This window comes from Bradyrhizobium sp. SZCCHNPS1003, from assembly GCF_032381555.1.
In the GTDB taxonomy this organism is placed as follows: domain Bacteria; phylum Pseudomonadota; class Alphaproteobacteria; order Rhizobiales; family Xanthobacteraceae; genus Bradyrhizobium.
Genome location: NZ_JAUHIU010000012.1, coordinates 82,125 through 100,595, shown reverse-complemented (window position 1 = coordinate 100,595; position 18,471 = coordinate 82,125). Strand labels below are relative to the sequence as shown.

General features: G+C 66.9%; 18 protein-coding genes. 6 read left to right on the top strand and 12 right to left on the bottom strand.

Annotated elements, in window-relative coordinates:
* Positions 1-82: 82 nt before the first annotated feature.
* The 3 genes from QX126_RS20750 to QX126_RS20740 form a co-directional block, all read right to left on the bottom strand.
* Entirely contained in the window at positions 83-592 is a 510-nt protein-coding gene (locus tag QX126_RS20750; RefSeq protein ID WP_315783328.1) for a GNAT family N-acetyltransferase, read from the bottom strand.
* Positions 593-654: 62 nt separating this feature from the next.
* On the bottom strand, positions 655-2,562 hold the full coding sequence (locus QX126_RS20745) for an acyl-CoA synthetase (protein WP_315783326.1): 1,908 nt from the start codon (positions 2,560-2,562) through the stop codon (positions 655-657).
* Between the two features lie 351 nt (positions 2,563-2,913).
* Positions 2,914-3,357 (bottom strand): MarR family winged helix-turn-helix transcriptional regulator, encoded by a 444-nt coding sequence (locus tag QX126_RS20740; RefSeq protein ID WP_315735215.1) that lies wholly within the window; start codon positions 3,355-3,357, stop codon positions 2,914-2,916.
* Between the two features lie 185 nt (positions 3,358-3,542).
* Here QX126_RS20740 and QX126_RS20735 point away from each other — a divergent pair, with 185 nt between their 5' ends.
* The gene (locus tag QX126_RS20735; protein ID WP_315783324.1) at positions 3,543-4,724 is read left to right on the top strand and encodes a substrate-binding domain-containing protein; all 1,182 of its coding nucleotides are present in this window, start codon (positions 3,543-3,545) and stop codon (positions 4,722-4,724) included.
* 131 nt (positions 4,725-4,855) lie between these two features.
* Here QX126_RS20735 and QX126_RS20730 read toward each other — a convergent pair whose 3' ends face one another.
* Complete coding sequence (locus tag QX126_RS20730; protein WP_315783322.1) at positions 4,856-5,029, bottom strand: hypothetical protein; 174 nt, start codon at positions 5,027-5,029, stop codon at positions 4,856-4,858.
* Between the two features lie 122 nt (positions 5,030-5,151).
* On the opposite strand from QX126_RS20730, the gene QX126_RS20725 reads away from it, so the two are divergent.
* Positions 5,152-6,042 carry a hypothetical protein gene (locus tag QX126_RS20725; RefSeq protein ID WP_315783321.1) on the top strand — a complete coding sequence of 297 codons (891 nt, stop codon included), beginning with the start codon at positions 5,152-5,154 and terminating at the stop codon, positions 6,040-6,042.
* 57 nt (positions 6,043-6,099) lie between these two features.
* Here QX126_RS20725 and QX126_RS20720 read toward each other — a convergent pair whose 3' ends face one another.
* The 7 genes from QX126_RS20720 to QX126_RS20690 all read right to left on the bottom strand — a co-directional run bounded on the left by QX126_RS20720 (position 6,100) and on the right by QX126_RS20690 (position 14,074).
* A complete protein-coding gene (locus QX126_RS20720; RefSeq protein ID WP_315783319.1) occupies positions 6,100-7,419 on the bottom strand; it encodes a hypothetical protein in 1,320 nt (439 codons plus the stop codon).
* Between the two features lie 264 nt (positions 7,420-7,683).
* The gene (locus QX126_RS20715; protein WP_315783317.1) at positions 7,684-8,391 is read right to left on the bottom strand and encodes a class I SAM-dependent methyltransferase; all 708 of its coding nucleotides are present in this window, start codon (positions 8,389-8,391) and stop codon (positions 7,684-7,686) included.
* Positions 8,381-8,845 carry an Rrf2 family transcriptional regulator gene (locus QX126_RS20710; RefSeq protein WP_315783315.1) on the bottom strand — a complete coding sequence of 155 codons (465 nt, stop codon included), beginning with the start codon at positions 8,843-8,845 and terminating at the stop codon, positions 8,381-8,383. Before QX126_RS20710 ends, QX126_RS20715 begins: the two co-directional genes overlap by 11 nt.
* Before the next feature lie 990 nt (positions 8,846-9,835).
* Complete coding sequence (locus tag QX126_RS20705; RefSeq protein WP_315783313.1) at positions 9,836-11,323, bottom strand: L,D-transpeptidase family protein; 1,488 nt, start codon at positions 11,321-11,323, stop codon at positions 9,836-9,838.
* Between the two features lie 294 nt (positions 11,324-11,617).
* Positions 11,618-12,580, bottom strand: a complete 963-nt coding sequence (locus QX126_RS20700; protein WP_315756907.1) for an acetyl-CoA carboxylase carboxyltransferase subunit alpha — start codon at positions 12,578-12,580, stop codon at positions 11,618-11,620.
* 219 nt (positions 12,581-12,799) lie between these two features.
* On the bottom strand, positions 12,800-13,756 hold the full coding sequence (xerD, locus tag QX126_RS20695) for a site-specific tyrosine recombinase XerD (RefSeq protein ID WP_315783311.1): 957 nt from the start codon (positions 13,754-13,756) through the stop codon (positions 12,800-12,802).
* Between the two features lie 171 nt (positions 13,757-13,927).
* Positions 13,928-14,074, bottom strand: coding sequence for a histidine kinase (locus QX126_RS20690; protein WP_315735738.1), 147 nt, complete (start codon positions 14,072-14,074; stop codon positions 13,928-13,930).
* Positions 14,075-14,229: 155 nt separating this feature from the next.
* On the opposite strand from QX126_RS20690, the gene QX126_RS20685 reads away from it, so the two are divergent.
* The 3 genes from QX126_RS20685 to QX126_RS20675 all read left to right on the top strand — a co-directional run bounded on the left by QX126_RS20685 (position 14,230) and on the right by QX126_RS20675 (position 17,418).
* Positions 14,230-14,895 carry a shikimate kinase gene (locus tag QX126_RS20685; RefSeq protein ID WP_315783308.1) on the top strand — a complete coding sequence of 222 codons (666 nt, stop codon included), beginning with the start codon at positions 14,230-14,232 and terminating at the stop codon, positions 14,893-14,895.
* The gene (gene aroB, locus QX126_RS20680; RefSeq protein WP_315783306.1) at positions 14,892-16,040 is read left to right on the top strand and encodes a 3-dehydroquinate synthase; all 1,149 of its coding nucleotides are present in this window, start codon (positions 14,892-14,894) and stop codon (positions 16,038-16,040) included. Before QX126_RS20685 ends, aroB begins: the two co-directional genes overlap by 4 nt.
* 73 nt (positions 16,041-16,113) lie before the next feature.
* Positions 16,114-17,418 (top strand): HlyC/CorC family transporter, encoded by a 1,305-nt coding sequence (locus QX126_RS20675; protein ID WP_315735190.1) that lies wholly within the window; start codon positions 16,114-16,116, stop codon positions 17,416-17,418.
* 7 nt (positions 17,419-17,425) lie between these two features.
* On the opposite strand, the gene QX126_RS20670 is transcribed toward QX126_RS20675, so the two are convergent.
* Complete coding sequence (locus QX126_RS20670; protein WP_315783304.1) at positions 17,426-17,695, bottom strand: BolA family protein; 270 nt, start codon at positions 17,693-17,695, stop codon at positions 17,426-17,428.
* A gap of 110 nt (positions 17,696-17,805) precedes the next feature.
* Here QX126_RS20670 and QX126_RS20665 point away from each other — a divergent pair, with 110 nt between their 5' ends.
* Entirely contained in the window at positions 17,806-18,450 is a 645-nt protein-coding gene (locus tag QX126_RS20665; RefSeq protein WP_315756912.1) for a J domain-containing protein, read from the top strand.
* Positions 18,451-18,471 lie beyond the last annotated feature (21 nt).

Sequence of the window (18,471 nt, the reverse complement as noted above, 5' to 3'; positions counted from 1 at the left end):
TTTGTTGTCCGACCTTTCGTCACTCCCCCTGACTGCACGTTCGATGCATCCGGACACCCAAGCACCGTTCGGGTCAGCCTGGTCAAGCCACCAGCCGTTTGGTCATGAACAGGCTGAGCGGATCGAGTCGGTAGATCCCGAACGGCCCGCAATCCTGATAGCCGGAGCTGCGATAGAGCTGGATCGCCTGCGGCTGTCTGATGCCCACTTCGAGGCTCACGCGCCCAAGCCCGCGACCTTGGGCCTCGTCTTCCAATGTCATGAGGAGCCTGCGTCCGAGCCCGCAGCCGCGGGCGGTTTCGCGGACGAACAATCGCTTGATCTCGGCGTGTCCTGGACCGATGAGCCGAAGGGCGATCGATCCGAGCAGCGTCCCGTCACGACGGGCGGCAAAAAATGCGGCTCCGGGCACCGAGAGCGCGTGGGCATCGACGGGATGATTGCTTTCAGCAGGGTATAGCGTCCGCAGATAGGCATTGGCCTCCGCGATGAGGTCGGCGACATCAGCCTGTCTGGCATCTTCGATCGCGATGGTGATGTCGGTTGGGTTCATCGTCTTCGGCCTGGCAAACGTGACGAAGCGCGTCAGCATCGTGCCAGAGCACCACCGTCCCGATCAAATGCCGAGACGGCTGTCTCACGCCGAATCGCGGCTCACCCCATCACCACCTCATGCCGGATCACGAACGGCGCCAGCAGCGTGTGCACCTCGTTCTCGACCGCCTCGCGGGTCTCCGCAGGCACGTTGCGCAACGTCACCGTCGCGATGCTGCCGTGGCTGCCGTGCGGGCCGACCTTCACACTGCAATCGATGCCGCGGTCGGTGACCTGCGACAGCACCTTGGTGAACACGCGCGTCGCGGCGTCCCAGCGCAATTGCGGCTTGAACACCTTGCCGACGCCCGTGACCGGCATCGGGTCGATCGGGATGATCTGCACCGGCACCGCGGCGCGCTCGGGCGTGCGGGCGCGCACCCAGTCCTCCAGCTCGCCCGGCTGCACGGCAGCCCCCGGCTTGAGCTGGACGTAGCCGATCGGCAGCTCGCCGGCATAGGCGTCGGGTTGGCCGACCACGGCGGCGAAGCCGACGGAGGGATGCTGAAACAAAATTTCCTCGATCGGCGCCGGATCGATGTTGTGGCCGCCGCGGATCACGAGGTCCTTGGCGCGGCCGGTGATCCACAGGAAGCCGTCGGCGTCGAGCCGGCCGAGATCGCCGGAATTGACCCAATGTCCCTGGACGAAGGCGCCCTTGTTGTGGGTGTCGTCGAGATACCCTGAGAACACGCCCGGCCCGGCCATGATGACGACGCCGATCTCGTCCGCCGCGCAGTCGCGCTCATAGCGCCCGTCAGCATCGAGCTTGACGATGCGCACTTGCGCATAGGGCAGCGGCAGGCCGACCGAGCCGAGCCGGATCGGCTGGTCCGGATAGGCCATGGTGTGCACGCTCGCGGTCTCGGTCATGCCGTAGACCTCGACGACCGGCAGCCTGAGCTTGTCCATGATCGCCTGTCCGACCGCGACGGGGATGGCCGAGCCGCCGCCCGCGGCATAGCGCAGGCTGGAGATGTCGGCCGCGCCTTGCGGCACAGCCAACGTCGCGGCGAGCACGGTCGGCACGCTCGACAGCGTCTCCGGCTTGAAGCGCTCGACCAGGCCCCAGATGTTGCGTACCGCGTTCGGGTTACGCCAGCCGGCACCGGAGAGCACGACGAGGCTGCCGCCCGCGGAGAGGGTCTGCAGCGCCTGCGTCAGTGATCCCCCGACATGGAATAGCGGCATGCCGAACAGCAGCGTCCCGCCGGGCTTGGCTTTCAGGACCAGGTTGATGCCCCAGGCCTGGTAGACCTGGTTGCCATGGCTGTGCCGCACCAGCTTCGGCGTGCCGGTGGTGCCGCCGGTGTGGAAATAGGCCGCGGTATCGCTGGCCTTGATCTGCCGGCCGCTGACGAGGTGATCGCCCGGCTGCGGCTTGATCAGGTCGTTGAAGGCGTGGATGCCGTTCGCCGGATCACCGCCGCCGCCATGGACCTGCACGATCGCCTTGAGGTGTTTGAGGTCGCCACGGACCTTCTCGACCTTCTGCCAGATGTCGGTGCCGGGCAGGGGGCCCAGCGCCACCAGCACCTTGGTCTTGGCGGCATCGAGAATCTCGGCGATCTGGTGCGGCTCCAGCAGCGGGTTGACCGGGTTCGCGATCCCGGCGGCCTCCGCGCCGAACAGCGTGACGAAGGCGTCGGGCACCAGGGGCAGCATGAAGCTGACGACGTCGTTGGGGCCGACGCCGAGCGCATGAAACATGTTCGCGGCCTGCGTCACCCTGGCGACGAAGTCGCGATAGGAGATCACGACCGGCGTGTCGGCCGGGTCGGCATTCTGCAGAAACTGGATCGCCGGCGCGTCCGGATTGGCGGACGCCCCGCATTTGAGCGCCTCATAGGTGCTCTGCGCCGCGATCCGTTCGCTGTACGGCGTCTGCTCAAAGGCGCGGATGTCAGCCGTGCTGGCGAATGTCGGATAGTCGCTGCCAATGGCGCGATCGAGCAAATGAATGCCCATGGCCTGTCCTCCCTCTGGCGTGTCCTCGTCCGGCCGGACGACGGGTCCAACCGGGATCGCGCGCGGGCTCTGTTGGCGGCCCGTTCGTCGCGATCGTCACAGGACAGGATGAGGGAGGATTCGTCTTGCGTCTATCCCGGCGTTGCCGGGGCGAGCAGACACATTTGCCGCAGGCGGGATGCGGTAGGGTGGGCAAAGGCGCGTCCACCGGTGCTGCTCCGCGGTATGCAGTCAACGCGCCGTGCTCACCGTCCATCGGCGTGCTCGGTGCGCAATGGTGGGCACGGCGCGAGAGCCAGTCTTAGTCAAATCAGTAGCTCGGCGCGCCTTTGCCCACCCTACAGCAGCCGCTCAGCTCGCCGCGTCGATCAGATTCTCCAGCAGCCGCTTCAGCTCGCCGGTGGCCTTGTCGCCGTAATTCTCCAGGATGTGCGCCTCCTGGCTGGCAGCGAGCGAGTTCAGCCGCTTGCACAGCGCCTTGCCATGATCGCTGATGAACATCAGCACCTTGCGGCGGTCATGGGCGTCCTGGCGGCGGTAGACCAGCGAGTCCGACACCATGCGGTCGATCATCTTGGTCAGGGTCGGGTGGTTCAGCAGCACCGCGTCGGCGAGATCGCCCATCGAGTGCCCCTCGCCGTCCGAGAGCACCTTGAGGATGCGCCACTGCTCGACGGGCACGCCCTCGGTGCTCAGGCGCGACTCCAGCTGCCGGTTGATCTCCCGGTTGGCTTGCGCGAGCAGGTAGGCGAGATGTTCGGTGAGGGGGGTGTTGGGATGGGGCGGTTTGGCCACGGTGAATTTCGCTTGCGGTCCCGACTTGAATGAATGTCCGGCAGTTGCTGCCCGATCTATATGCATCCCAATTCTTGAACATTCAACATTTTCGAATAGGATATTTGCCGAACGCGTGCTGATTTTGACGGCGTATGACCGCCGGTCCACAATGGGCCAGACACGGTTGCGGCCAAGGAGTGGGTGTGCTCTCGACAGGATCTGTCACGGCCGGGCGTCTCAGTCTGCCGCCATCGCTGCTGTTCAGGAGCCCGCCCCGGCGGGCCGGCCTTCCCGCACTCGCCCCGTTCGATCCTGACCGTATCCAGCGGCGCGGCTCCCAGAACCGGCTGCGCATCGGCAATTTCCTTACCTTCTCCGGGTCGCCCGGCATCTGGGGGCCGGCCGCGACCAACAGCGCGCTGCTCGCGGTGTCCGAGATCAACCGCCGCGGCGGCATCCTCGGGCGCGAGATCGAGTTGTCGTTCTACGATTCCGGCGGGCCGGTGGACGAGGTGACCGATCGTGCCAGGGACGCGCTCGAATTCGGCGACATCGACGTCGTCATGGGCTCGCATATCAGCGCCGTCAGGCTGGCGCTGCGCCGGCTCACGCGCGGCCGCACCCCTTATGTGTATACGCCGGTCTATGAAGGCGGCGAGCGCACGCCCGGCGTGATGGCGATCGGCGAGACGCCGCACAGCCAGACCCGCCCCGCGATCCACTGGCTGGCGGAGAACAAGCGCGCCCGGCGCTGGTATCTGATCGGCAGCGACTACGTCTGGCCCTGGCAGTCCCACCTTCAGACCAAGACCTACATCACCGAGGCCGGCGGCCAGGTGGTCGGCGAGGAGTTCGTGCCGGTCGGCGAGGATGATCACGAGGCGCATCTGGCGCGCATCCGCGCCGCCAGGCCCGATGTCGTGCTGATCTCGCTGATCGGCACCGACAGCATCACCTTCAATCGGGCTTTCGGCGAGTCGGGCCTCGCCGCGACTACCCTGCGCCTCGCCGGCGCGGTGGACGAAACGGTGCTGCTCGGCATCGGCGCCGACAACACCGAGAACCTGTATTCGGCCTCCGGCTATTTCAGTTGCATCGGCTCCAAGGCCAATGACGCGTTCATGAGCCGCTACACCGCGATGTTCGGCGCCGATGCGCCGCCGGTCGGATCGGTCGGCCAGTCGAACTACGAGGGCCTGCGCTTCCTGAAGGCGGCCGCCGAGCGCGCCGGCTCGCTGTCCCTGCGACCGCTCGCCGCCGCCGGCCGCAACATCGTCTATTCCGGCGCGCGCGGCGAGGTGACGATCCGGCAGGGCCGGGCCGGCACGGCGATGCATCTCGCCGCGGCTGACGGACTCGATTTCAAGATCATCCGGACGTTCTGAGTAACGCTGCGCCGAGCTTGGCCGGGCTGCGTGCCGGGGTCACCCTCCCCCTCCAGGGGAGGGTGAGCCATCACATTCGCGGCCGCCTGTTCAGTTCAGCCGCAAGGCAATCACGATGACAAGATCTGCCGTCACGCGGCCGCAGCCTTCTTGGCCTGCACGTCGACGGCAGCCGCCGGCGTACCTCCGACCAAACGAATCATCCTGCTGATGGCCTCCTGCAGCATCGGCTTGCCGAAATCGTCCATCGCCACGGTGACGCCGATCGCCTTCGGGTTCCTGCAAGGAACTCGGGCAACTCCCAACGCCGGCCGCAGGGCTCGCCGGCACACGGCCTTTTGCGACCCTCCGTGGCCGGAACGGGTTGCCGCTCCGTGACGGAATTAATACGATCAAATGTCAGTCACATGAAAGTTGGAGTGCCCGGATGCGTGCGCAGTCGCGAGCCCTGTCGAACCCGGTCGGTCTGTGGTGGGCGATGCTGACGCTCGTCAGCCTCGCCAACATCGTGTTCTGGTTCATCCTGTACCGCCAGCTCAACGGCGGCAGCAATACCCTGGGCCAGGCTTCCCAGACCGGTTCGATGCTGGTGCTATCGGCGGCCTATGTGTTCGGCTGCGCCTTCCGCTCGGTGCTGCCGCGCGCCGACGTGCAGCGCATCTGTCTGGTCGACAGCTGGCTGTCGAGCGTGTTCGTCGGCCGCACCGTGGCGACCATCGCCGAGATCGCCTTCGCGGCGCAATGGGCCATCATCCTGGCGCAGCTCGGCGCGATCGCGGATGCCGAGACCGCGGTCAACATGGCCCGCATCATCGTGCCGCTGATCGTCGTTGCCGAGATCTGTTCCTGGTACGCGGTCGTCACCAGGAATTTCCTCTACAACGCGATCGAGAACTCGCTGTGGGCGGTGGCCTTCCTGTTCGTCGGCATCGGCCTCGGCCGGCTGCTGCCGGAGTTCGACGGTATGGTGCGCGGGCTTCTGATCGCTGGCCTCGTCGGCGTCGCCTGCTATCTCGCCTTCCTCGTCGTGATCGATGTCCCGATGTATGTGAAGCGCTGGCGCATCGAGCGCGCCGCCGGCACGCCGCTGCTGCATCCGCTCGTCGGCCTGCGCGACTCCGCGACGCGCTGGACCGTCACCCACGAGTTCGAGCACTGGAAGGAAGAGATCGCCTGGATGTCGCTGTATTTCAGCGCCGCTGTCTGGGGCTCGCTGGCGCTGTGTGCGCTCTCGGCGATGAACGATCAGCCGCATGATCGCGCGCAGGCGATCGGCGCGCCGCCGGCCATCGTCCAGCACGACGCCGATCGGTCCTGACGCGACATCCCGCCGTGACGGTCACGGCGGGATGCCTGCCGGCTGAGCGCCGGCGTCTCAGCCATGCATCGCGAAGTGATGCGAATCGTCCATCTGGACGATGTGGCTGTAGTCGGCGTGCGGCGCGTCGTGCACGGCCACCAGCGCGTGGTCGAAATTCGGCGGCACGATGCCGGTGTTGCCCGCATGGCCATGGTCGCCGAAATTGTCGACGATGATCGGGTTGTGCGACGAGCCCTCGCCGTGCAACGGGCCGGGGAAGCCGGGGCCGGGGCCCTGGCCGCCCTGGACGTTGTCGCCGGACTGATGGATCGCCTGCGCGATCGAGTCCCAGAACCCGCCATGGCTGCCGCCGTCCTGTCCCGCATGAGCGATCTGGATGCTGCCGTCGCTGCGCAGGCCGTCCTGGGCCAGCTTGAAGACGTCGCCGATCGCCGCGCCGAGATCGCCATGGCTGAGGTCGTTGACCAGCGAGCCCAGGTCGTGGCCGATCGCGTCGAGCTGCTGCCCCAGAGAGTGGCTCAACTCGCCGGCGGTCTGTGCCAGCCCGTTGAGACCCTCGCCGACGAAATGGCCGACGCCATCGACGATGCCGGTGCCGACCGCATCGGCGCCGTGGGCGATGCCGGAGATCGCCTCGCCGATCGGTCCGCCGACCAGGTGGCCCGCCGCCGACGCCGTGTCGGTGACCACGCCGATGGCGCCGTCGGCCACCGCCACGCCGGCGTCGAAGCCGCCCTTCACCACCGCGCCTGCGGCGTCGAGCGCGTCCATGCCGACCTCGCCGGCCGTTCCGACGATGGTGCCGGCCATGCCGAGCGCGCCGTGGCCGACTGCGCCGGCCGCCTCCAGCCCGGCCTCGCCGAGGCCGACCGCGGTGTGTGCGAGGTCGCCGGCGACGTCGAGGGCGCCATGCGCCACGTCGCCCCCGACCTTGAGTCCGCCATCGACGATGTCGCCGCCGATATGCTTGACGTCGTTGATGACGCCGTCGATGTCGCCATGCACCAGATGGCCGACCCCGGACGCCACGTCGCCAGCGACGTTGATCCCGGTATGGAGGACGTCGCCGCCGACATGGACCACGGTCGAAGCCACGTCGCCGACGGTGTGAAGCAGGCCGCCGCCGATCGCCTCGGCACCGTGCCCGATCGCGCCGAGTACGCCGCCCACGGTATGGATGGCCTCGCCGCCGAGCGCGCCGATGCCATGCACCACGCTGCCCACGGCATGGGCCGCATCGCCGGCGACGTGCTCGACCGTATGGACCACGGCGCCCGCCGCACCGCCGACCGCACCCGCCACATCCTTCGCGACGTCCTTCACGTCGTCCACGGCGGAACTGACGGCATCTCCGATATCATCCCAAAAGCTCATGACCTGCTCCTCTCGGTTGCGTCACCTCGCCTCGGGTGACGGCGCCGTTTGTCGCAGATCGCGGCCCCGCGCTCCGTGCGCGACGTCACGCAAGCTGAGACGTGGCAGGGCTCCGGTGCCGAAGCCTGTCCGTAACCCGCGTCATCCACCTCTTCGGGGGTCGCAGGGAGGGACATGCGTGGATGCCGGCGCAGGCCGGGCAACTAATTAGCAGGCCCTGATCGCGATCGTTCAGGGGGCATCAGTGTGATGCTCAGCGGCGGTTCAGGCGTGGCCGATCCAGCCATGCCAGGTCAGCGCTGTGAAGAATGGACGAGCATCGCGAAAGCCGCCGTCACGCAGGATGGCTTCATCCTCCCCTGGGCTCAGCATGTTGACGCTGGCATCGACGGTCGCGCGCATCGTCCTGGCCTGCTCGGGGTCTGTGCCGGACGCAACGGCATAGGCCGCGTACCGATCCAGCCACAGCGACCTCTCGACCGGCTCGTTGGGCAGGCAGCTATGGGCCACCACGAAAGGCGCTCCAGGGCGGAGCCGGTCGTGCACGGCGCGGACTGTCCGCAAACGTTCCGATGCTGCCAGAAAATGCAGCGTCAGCAGGCATGTCGCCGCGTCAAACGGGCCGGCCGGCGCATCGTCGATGGTGCCCTCGATCAGTTCGACCCGGCTCGTCCGCGTGCCGAGCGTGCGTTCGGCGAGTCGCAGCATCTGCGGCGCCGGATCGACGCCGACGAAGGTCCACGATGGTTGCGCTTCCGCCAACGCGTTGAGCTCGAGCCCGCCGCCCGCGCCCAGCACGAGCACCCTCGCATGTTCGGGCGCACGCTCGGCCAGCAGGACCGCCGTCATGCGGTGCAGCCCGTCGAGACCGGGCACGAAGCGCCGCGGACCATCCGTGTAGCGCGCGACGAATTCGGGATCGGAAAACGCGCGGATGAACTGCTGGGCGCCGTCGGCGATGTCAGCCGGCATGACAAATGTCTCCTTTGCGGGGTCGCTTGCGTCGTTCGAGGCGGTCGTGGAAATCAGCGCTCAGCGCCGCCAGCGTGATGGCGCCGAGACGGGACAGCAGCAAGGTCTCGGCGGCCCGGATGGAGGTGTCGAGCGCCGCATTGACCGCCTGCTCGACGAGGCAGTCGGGAGTCTCGCTCCGATGGCCGATGGCGAACAGCGATGGACGCCCGAGTGAATCATAGACGTCGCGCAGGGTGACGGTCGCCAGATCGCAGGCGAGCGTCCAGCCGCCGCCATGGCCTTTCTCGGAGCGCACATAGCCGCTGTCCCGGAGGCCCGCCATGATTCTGCGGATCACGACCGGATTGGTCTGCATCATCGATGCGAGCGCCTCGGACGTGACCGGACCGTCGTGCTCCGCCATGTGGAGCAGGACGTGCAGGATGCCGGACAGCTGGCTGTTGGATCTCATGTAACTTTTAATATGACATGATATTCCAGCCGTCAACCGGCCGGCTTGGCCATGAAGGCTTGGGCGACGACGCTAGCGCCTCTGCCCGTCGGGCGATTCGGTCCTGCGTCCCGCGTGCGGCGGGCGGGTCCATGCCTCGCAGCGATGAGAAACGCGCTGCGCGTAAAAACTGAATTTTCCTGCGCGTTCAAGCTGATTTGGGCTGTCCAGTCCCGTTAGCAAAAATATGCCGCTTCTCGTTTTCGGAATTTCGTGATTTATTCCGTTCGTCCCGCCTCATCGACGAGGGGCGCTGCGCGGTCGTCACGAAGCGTGGAGTGCGGGATGCGATGGGCGGGCCGGTTTGCAGCGTGATCATTCGCGCGGACGAACAACATCGGCTCGCACGGTCAAGTCGCGTGGTCCTGGCCTCCCGATGCTGAGGTCAAGTCGGCTGATGATGCCCCGCGCATCTCGCCGGTGATGGGGGCAAGACAGCCCGGTCCCCAGGGAGATCGCGAAGCAGCCGTTAAGACTATCGCGCAGGGAGGGCCGGGTCGTCCGGCTGGACCTGTGGTACCTGCCGCCTGCATTTTTTTCGCAGGCGGGCCACGGGCCTCGGTCGAGGTCCGGCCTTCCCTGCACCCTCGCTTCGGAGGAGGGTGAGATCGATGCATCACTCGGACGCCAAGGGCGCCGCGAGGACAATGACGCGCATCCCCAAATGCAGTTTGAGATTGCTGACCACGACGACACCACAAACGCGGTGCTCACCCTCCCCTGGAGGGGGAGGGTCGCCTCACGAGGAGCGAAGCGAAACGTGAGGCGGGGTGGGGTGATGTCTCCGCGCGCAAAAGCATGCGTGGAGAGATCACCCCACCCCGCTCGCCCGCTTCGCGTGCGATCGACCCTCCCCCTCCAGGGGAGGGTGGCACCGAGCGCGCGGCTAGCTTGCGCGTGTCCGGCGGCCCTCGGTGTCTCGCAAAAAAGCGGCGCTCGATGGACGACTTACTATTTGAATCCTGCGAACCGGCTGTCGAACGAGTTCGACTGCAGCACCGGGACGGCGCCGGAGACCAGTGCGGTCTGGGTCTGGGCGGGGGCCGAGGCCGTGGTGGCGGGCGCGTCGCCGGCGGCGGGCTTGAACGGCGGCCGCGCGGCAGCCTGCTTGGTCTCGGCGGGCTTCGCCGCGACCGGCTTGGGCACAGGTTTGATCTCGGCGGGCTTGATCTCCGAGGGCCTGGCTTCCGCGGTCCTGGTCTCGGGCTTCGCCGTCGCAGCCTTGGTGTCGGCCGCCGCATTGCCGCCGATCCCAACCTTGCGGGCGAGGCTCGACATGAAGCTCGGCTTCTCCGGCGCACTGACGGCTGCCACGCGGGTGGAGGGCGCCGCTGCGGGAGCCGGAGCCGGACTGGCCGGCATCGCGGCGACCTCGTCGGCGCCGGGCGCGCGCGGCGGGTTGACATGACCGGGGATCGTGCCTGGCGCCGGCGAGAAGTTGGCGAGCGACAGTCCCGGCGCTTCGCCGGCATCGGACAGGCCGGTGGAGGCGCCCGGCACGCGGCTGGCGAAGATCGGATTCATGCCGCCATCGATACCGGTGTTGAGCTTGGCGACCGGCGTGCCCTTGGCGACGAGCTTGGCGTATTCCACCTCGTCCGCCTGCTGCTTGTCGCGCACGGCGGCGGTGATCTCGTCGGGAACGACATAGGCCGGGCACTTGGCGGCGGCGTCGAACACGGGATCATGCGTCGCGCCCGGCGGCTTCTGGGCGTCGAAGACGTACTTCTTCTCGCAGAAGTCGACCTTCGGCTCCTGCCGGGTGACTTCGAAATGGTCGTAGCCTTCCTTGATCATGCGCCAGAACGGCATGTTCGGATTGTTGCGGTGCCTGGCCATGTTCACCGGCGTCATCCGGAACGGATAGGCCTGGAACTGGAAGGCCCGCTGGCCGCCGAAGAACGACTCGCGCCCAAGCGCATAGATCTCGGCGATCTGCTCGTCGGTCATGGCGAAGCAGCCGCGCGAGGAGCAGTCGCCATGCACCATCAGCTGCGAGCCGCTGCGGCCCAGCGCCTTGTCGAAGGCGTTCGGATAGCCGGTGTTGAAGGACAGGTAGTAGGCCGACTGCGGATTCATCTGGCTCGGATTGATCGAGTAGAAGCCCTCCGGCGCCTGGCGGTCGCCCTCGCGCACCTTGGGTCCGAGGTCGCCGGACCAGCGGCAGATCGGATAGGTCTTGAGCAGCGCGAACTTGCCGGAGCGGTCCTGCTTCCAGACCTCGAGCTCGGCCTCCTGCTTGAACACGCGGACCAGGATCGGCGACTGCAGATCCATGTCCTTCTCGCCCATCGTCGCGACGAGTTTCGGCGACACCGGCTGGTTGGCCTTGGCGTTGGTGGCGAGCGCGACCTGATCGCTGTTGCAACCCGTCAGCAGCGCACCGGCGGCCAACACCGCCGAGGTCATCAGAACCCGGACGAAAGCGCGGTTGATCAAGACAATGCTCCCCGCAAACCCGGCATGCCGCAACACCCCAGTCTCATCTCACCCGATCGGCCCGAAAGCTGGATAAATCACGGGTCGACCCTGCGTCATGCCGTCAAACCATTGATTAAAATTGTAGCCTTTGACCCCACGACCCGCAACCCGCGCTCCGGTGGAGCCGCGAGGCCCTGGCCGCTTTGGTCAACAACTTCTAAACAGCAGAGCCCGCCGGCGGGGCCGAAATGCGGCCAAACGGCTGGAAAGACTCACAAAACCGCGAGCGCCGAGCGCTCGGCTCCCGCCCGCTCAGCCGAGCTTGCGGCCGATCTCGATGAACTTCTGCCGGCGCTGCTTGCGGATGGCGTCGGCGTCGAGGCCCTTCAGCTCGTCAAGCGCCTGGGCGATCGCCTCGCCGGTGGCCGCGATCATCGCCGCGGGATCGCGGTGGGCGCCGCCGACCGGCTCCTTCAGGATGGTGTCGACCACGCCGAAGCGCAGCATGTCCTGGGCGGTGATCTTCATGCTGTTGGCGGCTTCCTGCGCCTTGGTGCCGTCGCGCCAGAGGATCGAGGAGGCGGCTTCCGGCGAGATCACGCTGTAGATCGCATGCTCCAGCATCAGCACGCGATTGGCGGTGGTCAGCGCGATGGCGCCGCCCGACATGCCCTCGCCGGTGATGATCGCAACGTTGGGCACGCCGAGTGCCAAGCAGGCATCGGTCGAGCGCGCGATGGCCTCGGCCTGGCCGCGCTCCTCGGCGCCGATGCCGGGATAAGCGCCGGCGGAATCCACCAGCGACAGCACCGGGATGCCGAAGCGCTCGGCCATCTCCATCAGGCGGACCGCCTTGCGGTAGCCTTCCGGACGGGCCATGCCGAAATTGTGCTTGAGGCGGGACTCGGTGGTGGCGCCCTTTTCCTGGCCCATGACGCAGATCGGCTCGCCGCGGAAGCGGCCGAAGCCGCCGAGCAAAGCGGCGTCCTCACCGAACTTGCGGTCGCCGGCGAGCGGGGTGAACTCGGTGATCAGCCCGCCCACGAAGTCCGTGAAGTGCGGTCGCTGCGGATGGCGGGCCACCATGGTCTTCTGCCACGGCGTGAGCGTGGCGTAGAGCTCGGCCAGCGCCTGGCCGGCCTTCTCCTCGATCCGGCTGACCTCCTCGCCGATATCGGTGCCGGAGGCGGCCATCGCGCGGAGTTCGTCGACCTTGGAATCGAGCTCGGCAACAGGCTTTTCGAAATCGAGGTAGCTGCGCATGGGATCCGGCATGGAAGAGCTGAAGGAAGAGCGCTGGGAGACGAAATCGGTTCGGCCTTCGGACCTGAAGCCGAAGGACTTCAGGAGCTTAGGGTACGATCGGTGCCCAGCCTCCCGGCATCGCGCCGGGATCGCGGGCAGGATGGCGCTCTTTCGGGGCAGACGGGCGCGAAGTCAAGCCGGCCGGGCGTCACGCCGGCGGATTTGGTTTCGGGAAGGTGTGAAGCGACGTCAGGTCTCGGCCAGCGGGTGCAGGTCGCGCACCAGGCTCTTGAGCCGTTCCTCGACCACATGGGTGTAGATCTGGGTGGTCGAGATGTCGGTGTGGCCGAGCAGGGTCTGGACGATGCGCAGGTCGGCGCCGTTGTGCAGCAGATGGCTGGCGAAGGCATGGCGCAGCACGTGCGGCGACACCAGCCGGGCTGGCAGGCCGCTCGCCACCGCCAGCTCCTTGAGGTCGCGGGCGAAGTGCTGGCGGGTGAGGTGGCCGCTCTCGCCGAACGAGGGAAACAGCCATTTGCCGAACGTCGCGCTGGCCTTCTTCTTGGGCTTCAACGCATCCAGGGCGGCGAGATAGTCGGCCATCGCCTGGCGCGAGGCCTGGTTCAGCGGCACCAGCCGCTCCTTGTTGCCCTTGCCGCGCACCACGATCATGCGGGCATCGTTGCGGGCGGCCGTCCGCGGCAGCGCCACCAGCTCGGAGACGCGCAAGCCGGTCGCGTAGAGCACCTCGAGCAGGCAATACAGCCGCAGCGCGCGCAGCCGCTGCGCCGGCGAAGCGTCCGTGCCCTCGCTCAGCTCCTTCGCGCGGGTCAGCATCCGGTCGACATCGCCGATCGACAGTACCTTGGGCAGCGGCCGGCCGCGTTTCGGGCCGGACAGGATCGCGGCGGGATCGTCGCTGCGGATGCGCTCGCTCAGCAGGAAGCGAAACAGGTGTCGCATCGCCGACAACCGCCGCGCCACGCTGGAGGACTTGAAGCCCCTGGTGTCGAGATCGGCGAGATAGTCGCGCAATGCCTGGGTGTCGGCCGTGGCGAAGCCGTTGGCCTTGCCGCCGAGAAAGTCGGAGAGATCGGTGAGGTCGCGGCGATAGGCGTCCAGCGTGTTCTGACCGGCGCCCTGCTCGGCGGCCATCATGTCGAGGAACAGGCTCATCAGCCTGGCGTCGGAGGCCTTGACCTTCATGTCGTGAAATCCGCTGCGTCCGAGGCGATCGAATCACTACGAGGTATTCGTGCCGGCACGTCGAGCGGTGACCGCAAATCTGGCCGATATCGCGGCGCCCGGCCGCCTCAGACAATCGTAAAATTCTTAATCAATGCCCTGTGGCTTTTCGGTTCGCCGCAGCGGTGCCGATCATCTCTTCTGGAACCTGTCCGGCGGGATCGTCACCGTCATCTCGCGCGGCTTCGGGTTGACGAAATTCGCCAGCGCGTAGATCGCGCCATAGACCACGCCGACGATGATGGCGATGACGGTCAGGAAGCGGAACAGGCTGGGCATGTCGGTCGCGCAGGCCACCAGAAAGGGAACGGTTTCATCCAACATGTTCGCATCGGCCTTGCAAGCCCGTCGGGCAGACCGGGCAGCTCGCCTTGGCTCGGGGAGCGGAACAGGATGCCTTTGAAAGCAGCAGGGCCTGGGTTAGAAGCGGAGAAATGACCGAACCGACGCAACCAGCATCTGGACCTGTCGCCCAGGAGGCCGCGATTCTCGCAGGCCTCGGCAAGCGGCTGATCGTGCTGGTCGGCATGATGGGGGTCGGCAAGTCGACCGTGGGCCGGCGGCTCGCGGCGCGGCTGCGGCTGCCGTTCGTCGATGCGGATACCGAGATCGAGACCGCGGCCGGCATGACCATACCGGAAATCTTCGAGTCGCGCGGCGAGGACTATTTCCGCAATGGCGAGGCGCGGGTGATCGCCCGCCTGCTTGAAAACGGGCCCGGTGTGCTGGCGACCGGCGGCGGGGCTTTCATGCGCGAGGAAACGCGGCGCCGCATCCATGAGAAGGCGGTCTCGGTGTGGCTGAAGGCCGATGCCGATGTGATCATGCGCCGCGTCAGGCGGCGGGCGGACCGGCCGCTACTGCAGACCGCCGATCCCGAAGGCACCGTGGCGCGCCTGCTGACCGAGCGTGAGCCGATCTACCAGCTCGCGGACCTGACGATCTTCTCGCGCGACGTGCCGCACGACCGGGTCGTCGAGGACTGCCTCGAGGCCCTGCGGTCATTCCTCTCCCCACCGGAGGCTGATGCGCAGCCTGCCGGACCGCAACCCGATCCAGTTCTCCCCGATCCTGGGCAAGCGATGGGCGCGCTCCGATGACGGCACCACTGAAGCATTCCGATCCGATCATCGTCGACGTCGCGCTCGGCGAGCGCGCCTATGACATCGTCATCGGCCGTGGCGTGCTCGCCTCGCTTGGCCAGCGCATCTCGGCGCTGCGGCCGGGTGTCCGGACGGCCATCGTCACCGACCGCACCGTGGCCGCGCACTGGCTGAAGCCGACCGAGGCGATCCTGGCGGAGGCGGGAATCCCGTCGTCCACGATCGTGGTCGAGGAGGGCGAGGGCTCCAAGACCTATGCCGGCCTCGAGAAGGTCAGCGAGGCACTGATCGCCGCCAAGATCGAGCGCAACGACCTCGTCGTCGCGCTCGGCGGCGGCGTGGTCGGCGATCTCGCCGGCTTCGCGGCCGCCATCCTGCGCCGCGGGGTCGACTTCGTGCAGGTGCCGACCTCGCTGCTGGCGCAGGTCGATTCCTCCGTCGGCGGCAAGACCGGTATCAACTCGCCGCAGGGCAAGAACCTGCTCGGCGCCTTTCACCAGCCGGTGCTGGTGATCGCCGACACCGCGGTGCTCGACACGCTGTCGCCGCGCCAGTTCCGCGCCGGCTATGCCGAGGTCGCCAAATACGGCCTGCTCGGCGATGCCAGCTTCTTCGCCTGGCTGGAGGCCAACCACGCCGACGTCGTCAAGGGCGGTGCGGCGCGCGAGCACGCGGTTGCAACCTCCTGCCGCGCCAAGGCGGCGATCGTCGCCCGCGACGAGCGCGAGACCGGTGATCGGGCGCTGCTCAATCTCGGCCACACGTTCGGCCATGCGCTGGAGGCCGTGACCGGCTTCTCCGACCGGCTGTTCCACGGCGAGGGCGTCGCGGTTGGCATGGTGCTGGCCGCGCAGTTCTCGGCCGAGCTCGGCATGCTGCCGCCCGACGACGTCACACGCATCGAGCGTCACCTTGCCGCGGTCGGTCTGCCGACCCATCTGCAGGATATCGCCGGCTTCGCCCAGGAGGGGATCGGCGACGCCGACCGGCTTTTGGCCTTGATGGCGCAGGACAAGAAGGTCAATCGCGGCAAGCTCACCTTCATCCTGATGGAAGCCATCGGCCGCGCCGTCATCGCGAAGGACGTCGATCCGGCGCGCGTTCGCGACTTCCTGCAGGCCAAATTGCGCAGCAGAAGCTGATCCCGGGCTTTACGCCGTGTTGAGCAGTGCCAACGGATCATCGGCGGCCTCCCTACAGAGCGACATCGGCGTCATGGACTGGATCACACTCTCCGTCGTCATCATCCTCCTCGCCGCCTCCGCCTTCTTTGCGCTGAGCGAGACCGCGCTGACCGGTGCCTCCCGCGCCTCGATGCTGCGGCTGTCGAAGCAGGGCAATCGCGACGCCGACGTGGTGTCGAGCCTGTTCGACATGCGCGAGCGGCTGATCGGCGCGCTGCTGCTCGGCAACAACATCGCCAATATCGCCGCGTCCGCATTGGCGACCGGCATCTTCACCGCCTGGTTCGGCGAGGTCGGCGTGCTCTATGCGACCGGCGTGATGACCGCGCTGGTGGTGATCTTCGCCGAGGTGCTGCCGAAGACGATCGCGATCAATGCGCCCGATCGCGTCTCGCTCACGGTTGCCAGACCAATGCGGGCCGCCGTGATCGTGCTCGGTCCCGTGCTGGCCGTGATCGAAGCGATCGTGCGTGGGCTGATGCGGCTGATCGGCTTCAAGGTCGGGGCCAATCAGCCGATCCTGTCGCCGACCGAACGCCTGCGCGGCGCAGTCGATCTCCTGCATCATGAAGGCAAGGTGGAGAAGCAGGACCGCGACATGCTCGGCGGCCTGCTCGACTTGCGCGAATTGCAGGTGTCCGACGTGATGGTCCACCGCACCGAGATGGTGATGGTGAATGCGGACCTGCCGCAGGAGGAACTGGTGCGCGAGGTGCTCGCCACCGAGTATACCCGCATCCCGCTATGGCGCGGGACGCCGGAGAACATCATCGGCGTGCTGCATGCGAAGGACCTGCTGCGTGCGATCCGCGCCGCCGAGGGCGATGTGTCGCACATCGACGTCGCCTCGCTGGCGCTGCCGCCCTGGTTCGTGCCGGAGATGCGTTCGGTGTCGGAACAGCTGAAAGCGTTCCGCCGCCGCAAGACGCATTTCGCGCTCGTGGTCGACGAGTATGGCGAGGTCGAAGGCATCGTCACGCTCGAGGACATCCTGGAAGAAATCGTCGGCGACATCTCCGACGAGCAGGACGTTCAGGTCGCGGGCGTGCGCGTGCAGCCGGATGGATCCGTCGTCGTCGATGGATCGGTGCCGATCCGTGATCTCAATCGCGCGATGGACTGGACGCTGCCGGACGAGGAGGCGACCACTGTCGCAGGTCTCGTGATTCACGAGGCGCGCTCGATCCCCGAGCGCGGCCAGAGCTTCACGTTCTACGGCTTCCGCTTTCGCGTGCTGCGCCGGGAGCGCAATCGCATCACCGCGCTGCGCATCGTACCGGTGCCGCGCGGCGAAACCGAGGAGACGCGGCCGCGCCGTGCAGGCACGGCGTTCTAATTGGGGATCAAGCCTCGCCCGGCGCCTTCGCATGCAGCGCGAGCGCGTGCACCGAGCCGGTAAGTTCCGCTGCCAATGCGGCGTTGATCAGGCGGTGGCGATCGACACGGCTCTTGCCGACGAAGGCCTGCGACACAATATACACACGGAAATGGGTCTCACCGCTCGGCTGATGGCCCATATGGCCTTCGTGCAGATGTGATTCGTCCTGAACATCGAGGCTTTCCGGCGAGAAAGCTTCGCGCAACTTTTTGATGATAGCATCTCGGGTCCGCATGGTCTCTGGAAATACGCATCAAATTATTTTTCGTCAATCGGCGGTCCCCGCCAGAGGTATTCGCAATGTCAAGACTTGAAGCTTTCGGCGTTGCGTAGTCAAAGTCCGCCATGGCGATCGATTCAAACAAATTCTTCGACTCCATCCGCATCAAGCCCAAGAAGCAGGCTGCGCGGCAGCCGGTGGTGCGCGAGGAGGCCCAGCCCTGTCAGTGGCCGGATTGCAAGAACAAGGGCTCGCACCGCGCGCCCAAGGGACGCGAGAACGTGCGCGAGTATTGGCACTTCTGCCTCGACCACGTGCGCGAGTACAACCAGTCCTATAATTTCTTCTCGGGGATGAACGCCGAGGCGGTCGCGCGCTATCAGAAGGATGCGCTGACCGGGCATCGCCCGACCTGGAAGATGGGTGCCAACACATCGGCCAAGCGCGGCACCGGCAGCGCCGAGGGCGATCTCGGCGATGCCGCCGATCCGTTCAGCGTCTTCGCCGAGATCAACGGCCGCGGCAGCTGGCGTCCGGATCCCCAGTCGGCCCCCAAGGCCGAGACGCGCAAGGTCTTCAACGCCGAGCGCAAGGCGCTGCAGGTGATGGGCCTTGGTCCCGATGCGACGCTCGAAGACGTCAAGGTCAAGTACAAGGCGCTGGTGAAGCAGCACCATCCCGACGCCAATGGCGGCGACCGCTCCACCGAGGATCGCCTGATCGAGATCATCAAGGCCTACAACTACCTGAAGACGGTGGTGAAGGGCTGACGCGCGGCAGCGCGCGAGGCT

What these genes read in the sequence shown, in the direction of transcription:
- QX126_RS20750 (WP_315783328.1), bottom strand. Translation starts at nt 592, where the DNA reads ATGCTGACGCGCTTCGTCACGTTTGCCAGGCCGAAGACGATGAACCCA.
- QX126_RS20745 (WP_315783326.1), bottom strand. Translation starts at nt 2,562, where the DNA reads ATGGGCATTCATTTGCTCGATCGCGCCATTGGCAGCGACTATCCGACA.
- QX126_RS20725 (WP_315783321.1), top strand. Translation starts at nt 5,152, where the DNA reads ATGCGTGCGCAGTCGCGAGCCCTGTCGAACCCGGTCGGTCTGTGGTGG.
- QX126_RS20720 (WP_315783319.1), bottom strand. Translation starts at nt 7,419, where the DNA reads ATGAGCTTTTGGGATGATATCGGAGATGCCGTCAGTTCCGCCGTGGAC.
- QX126_RS20715 (WP_315783317.1), bottom strand. Translation starts at nt 8,391, where the DNA reads ATGCCGGCTGACATCGCCGACGGCGCCCAGCAGTTCATCCGCGCGTTT.
- QX126_RS20710 (WP_315783315.1), bottom strand. Translation starts at nt 8,845, where the DNA reads ATGAGATCCAACAGCCAGCTGTCCGGCATCCTGCACGTCCTGCTCCAC.
- QX126_RS20700 (WP_315756907.1), bottom strand. Translation starts at nt 12,580, where the DNA reads ATGCCGGATCCCATGCGCAGCTACCTCGATTTCGAAAAGCCTGTTGCC.
- xerD (WP_315783311.1), bottom strand. Translation starts at nt 13,756, where the DNA reads ATGAAGGTCAAGGCCTCCGACGCCAGGCTGATGAGCCTGTTCCTCGAC.
- QX126_RS20690 (WP_315735738.1), bottom strand. Translation starts at nt 14,074, where the DNA reads ATGCCCAGCCTGTTCCGCTTCCTGACCGTCATCGCCATCATCGTCGGC.
- QX126_RS20685 (WP_315783308.1), top strand. Translation starts at nt 14,230, where the DNA reads ATGACCGAACCGACGCAACCAGCATCTGGACCTGTCGCCCAGGAGGCC.
- aroB (WP_315783306.1), top strand. Translation starts at nt 14,892, where the DNA reads ATGACGGCACCACTGAAGCATTCCGATCCGATCATCGTCGACGTCGCG.
- QX126_RS20675 (WP_315735190.1), top strand. Translation starts at nt 16,114, where the DNA reads ATGGACTGGATCACACTCTCCGTCGTCATCATCCTCCTCGCCGCCTCC.
- QX126_RS20670 (WP_315783304.1), bottom strand. Translation starts at nt 17,695, where the DNA reads ATGCGGACCCGAGATGCTATCATCAAAAAGTTGCGCGAAGCTTTCTCG.
- QX126_RS20665 (WP_315756912.1), top strand. Translation starts at nt 17,806, where the DNA reads ATGGCGATCGATTCAAACAAATTCTTCGACTCCATCCGCATCAAGCCC.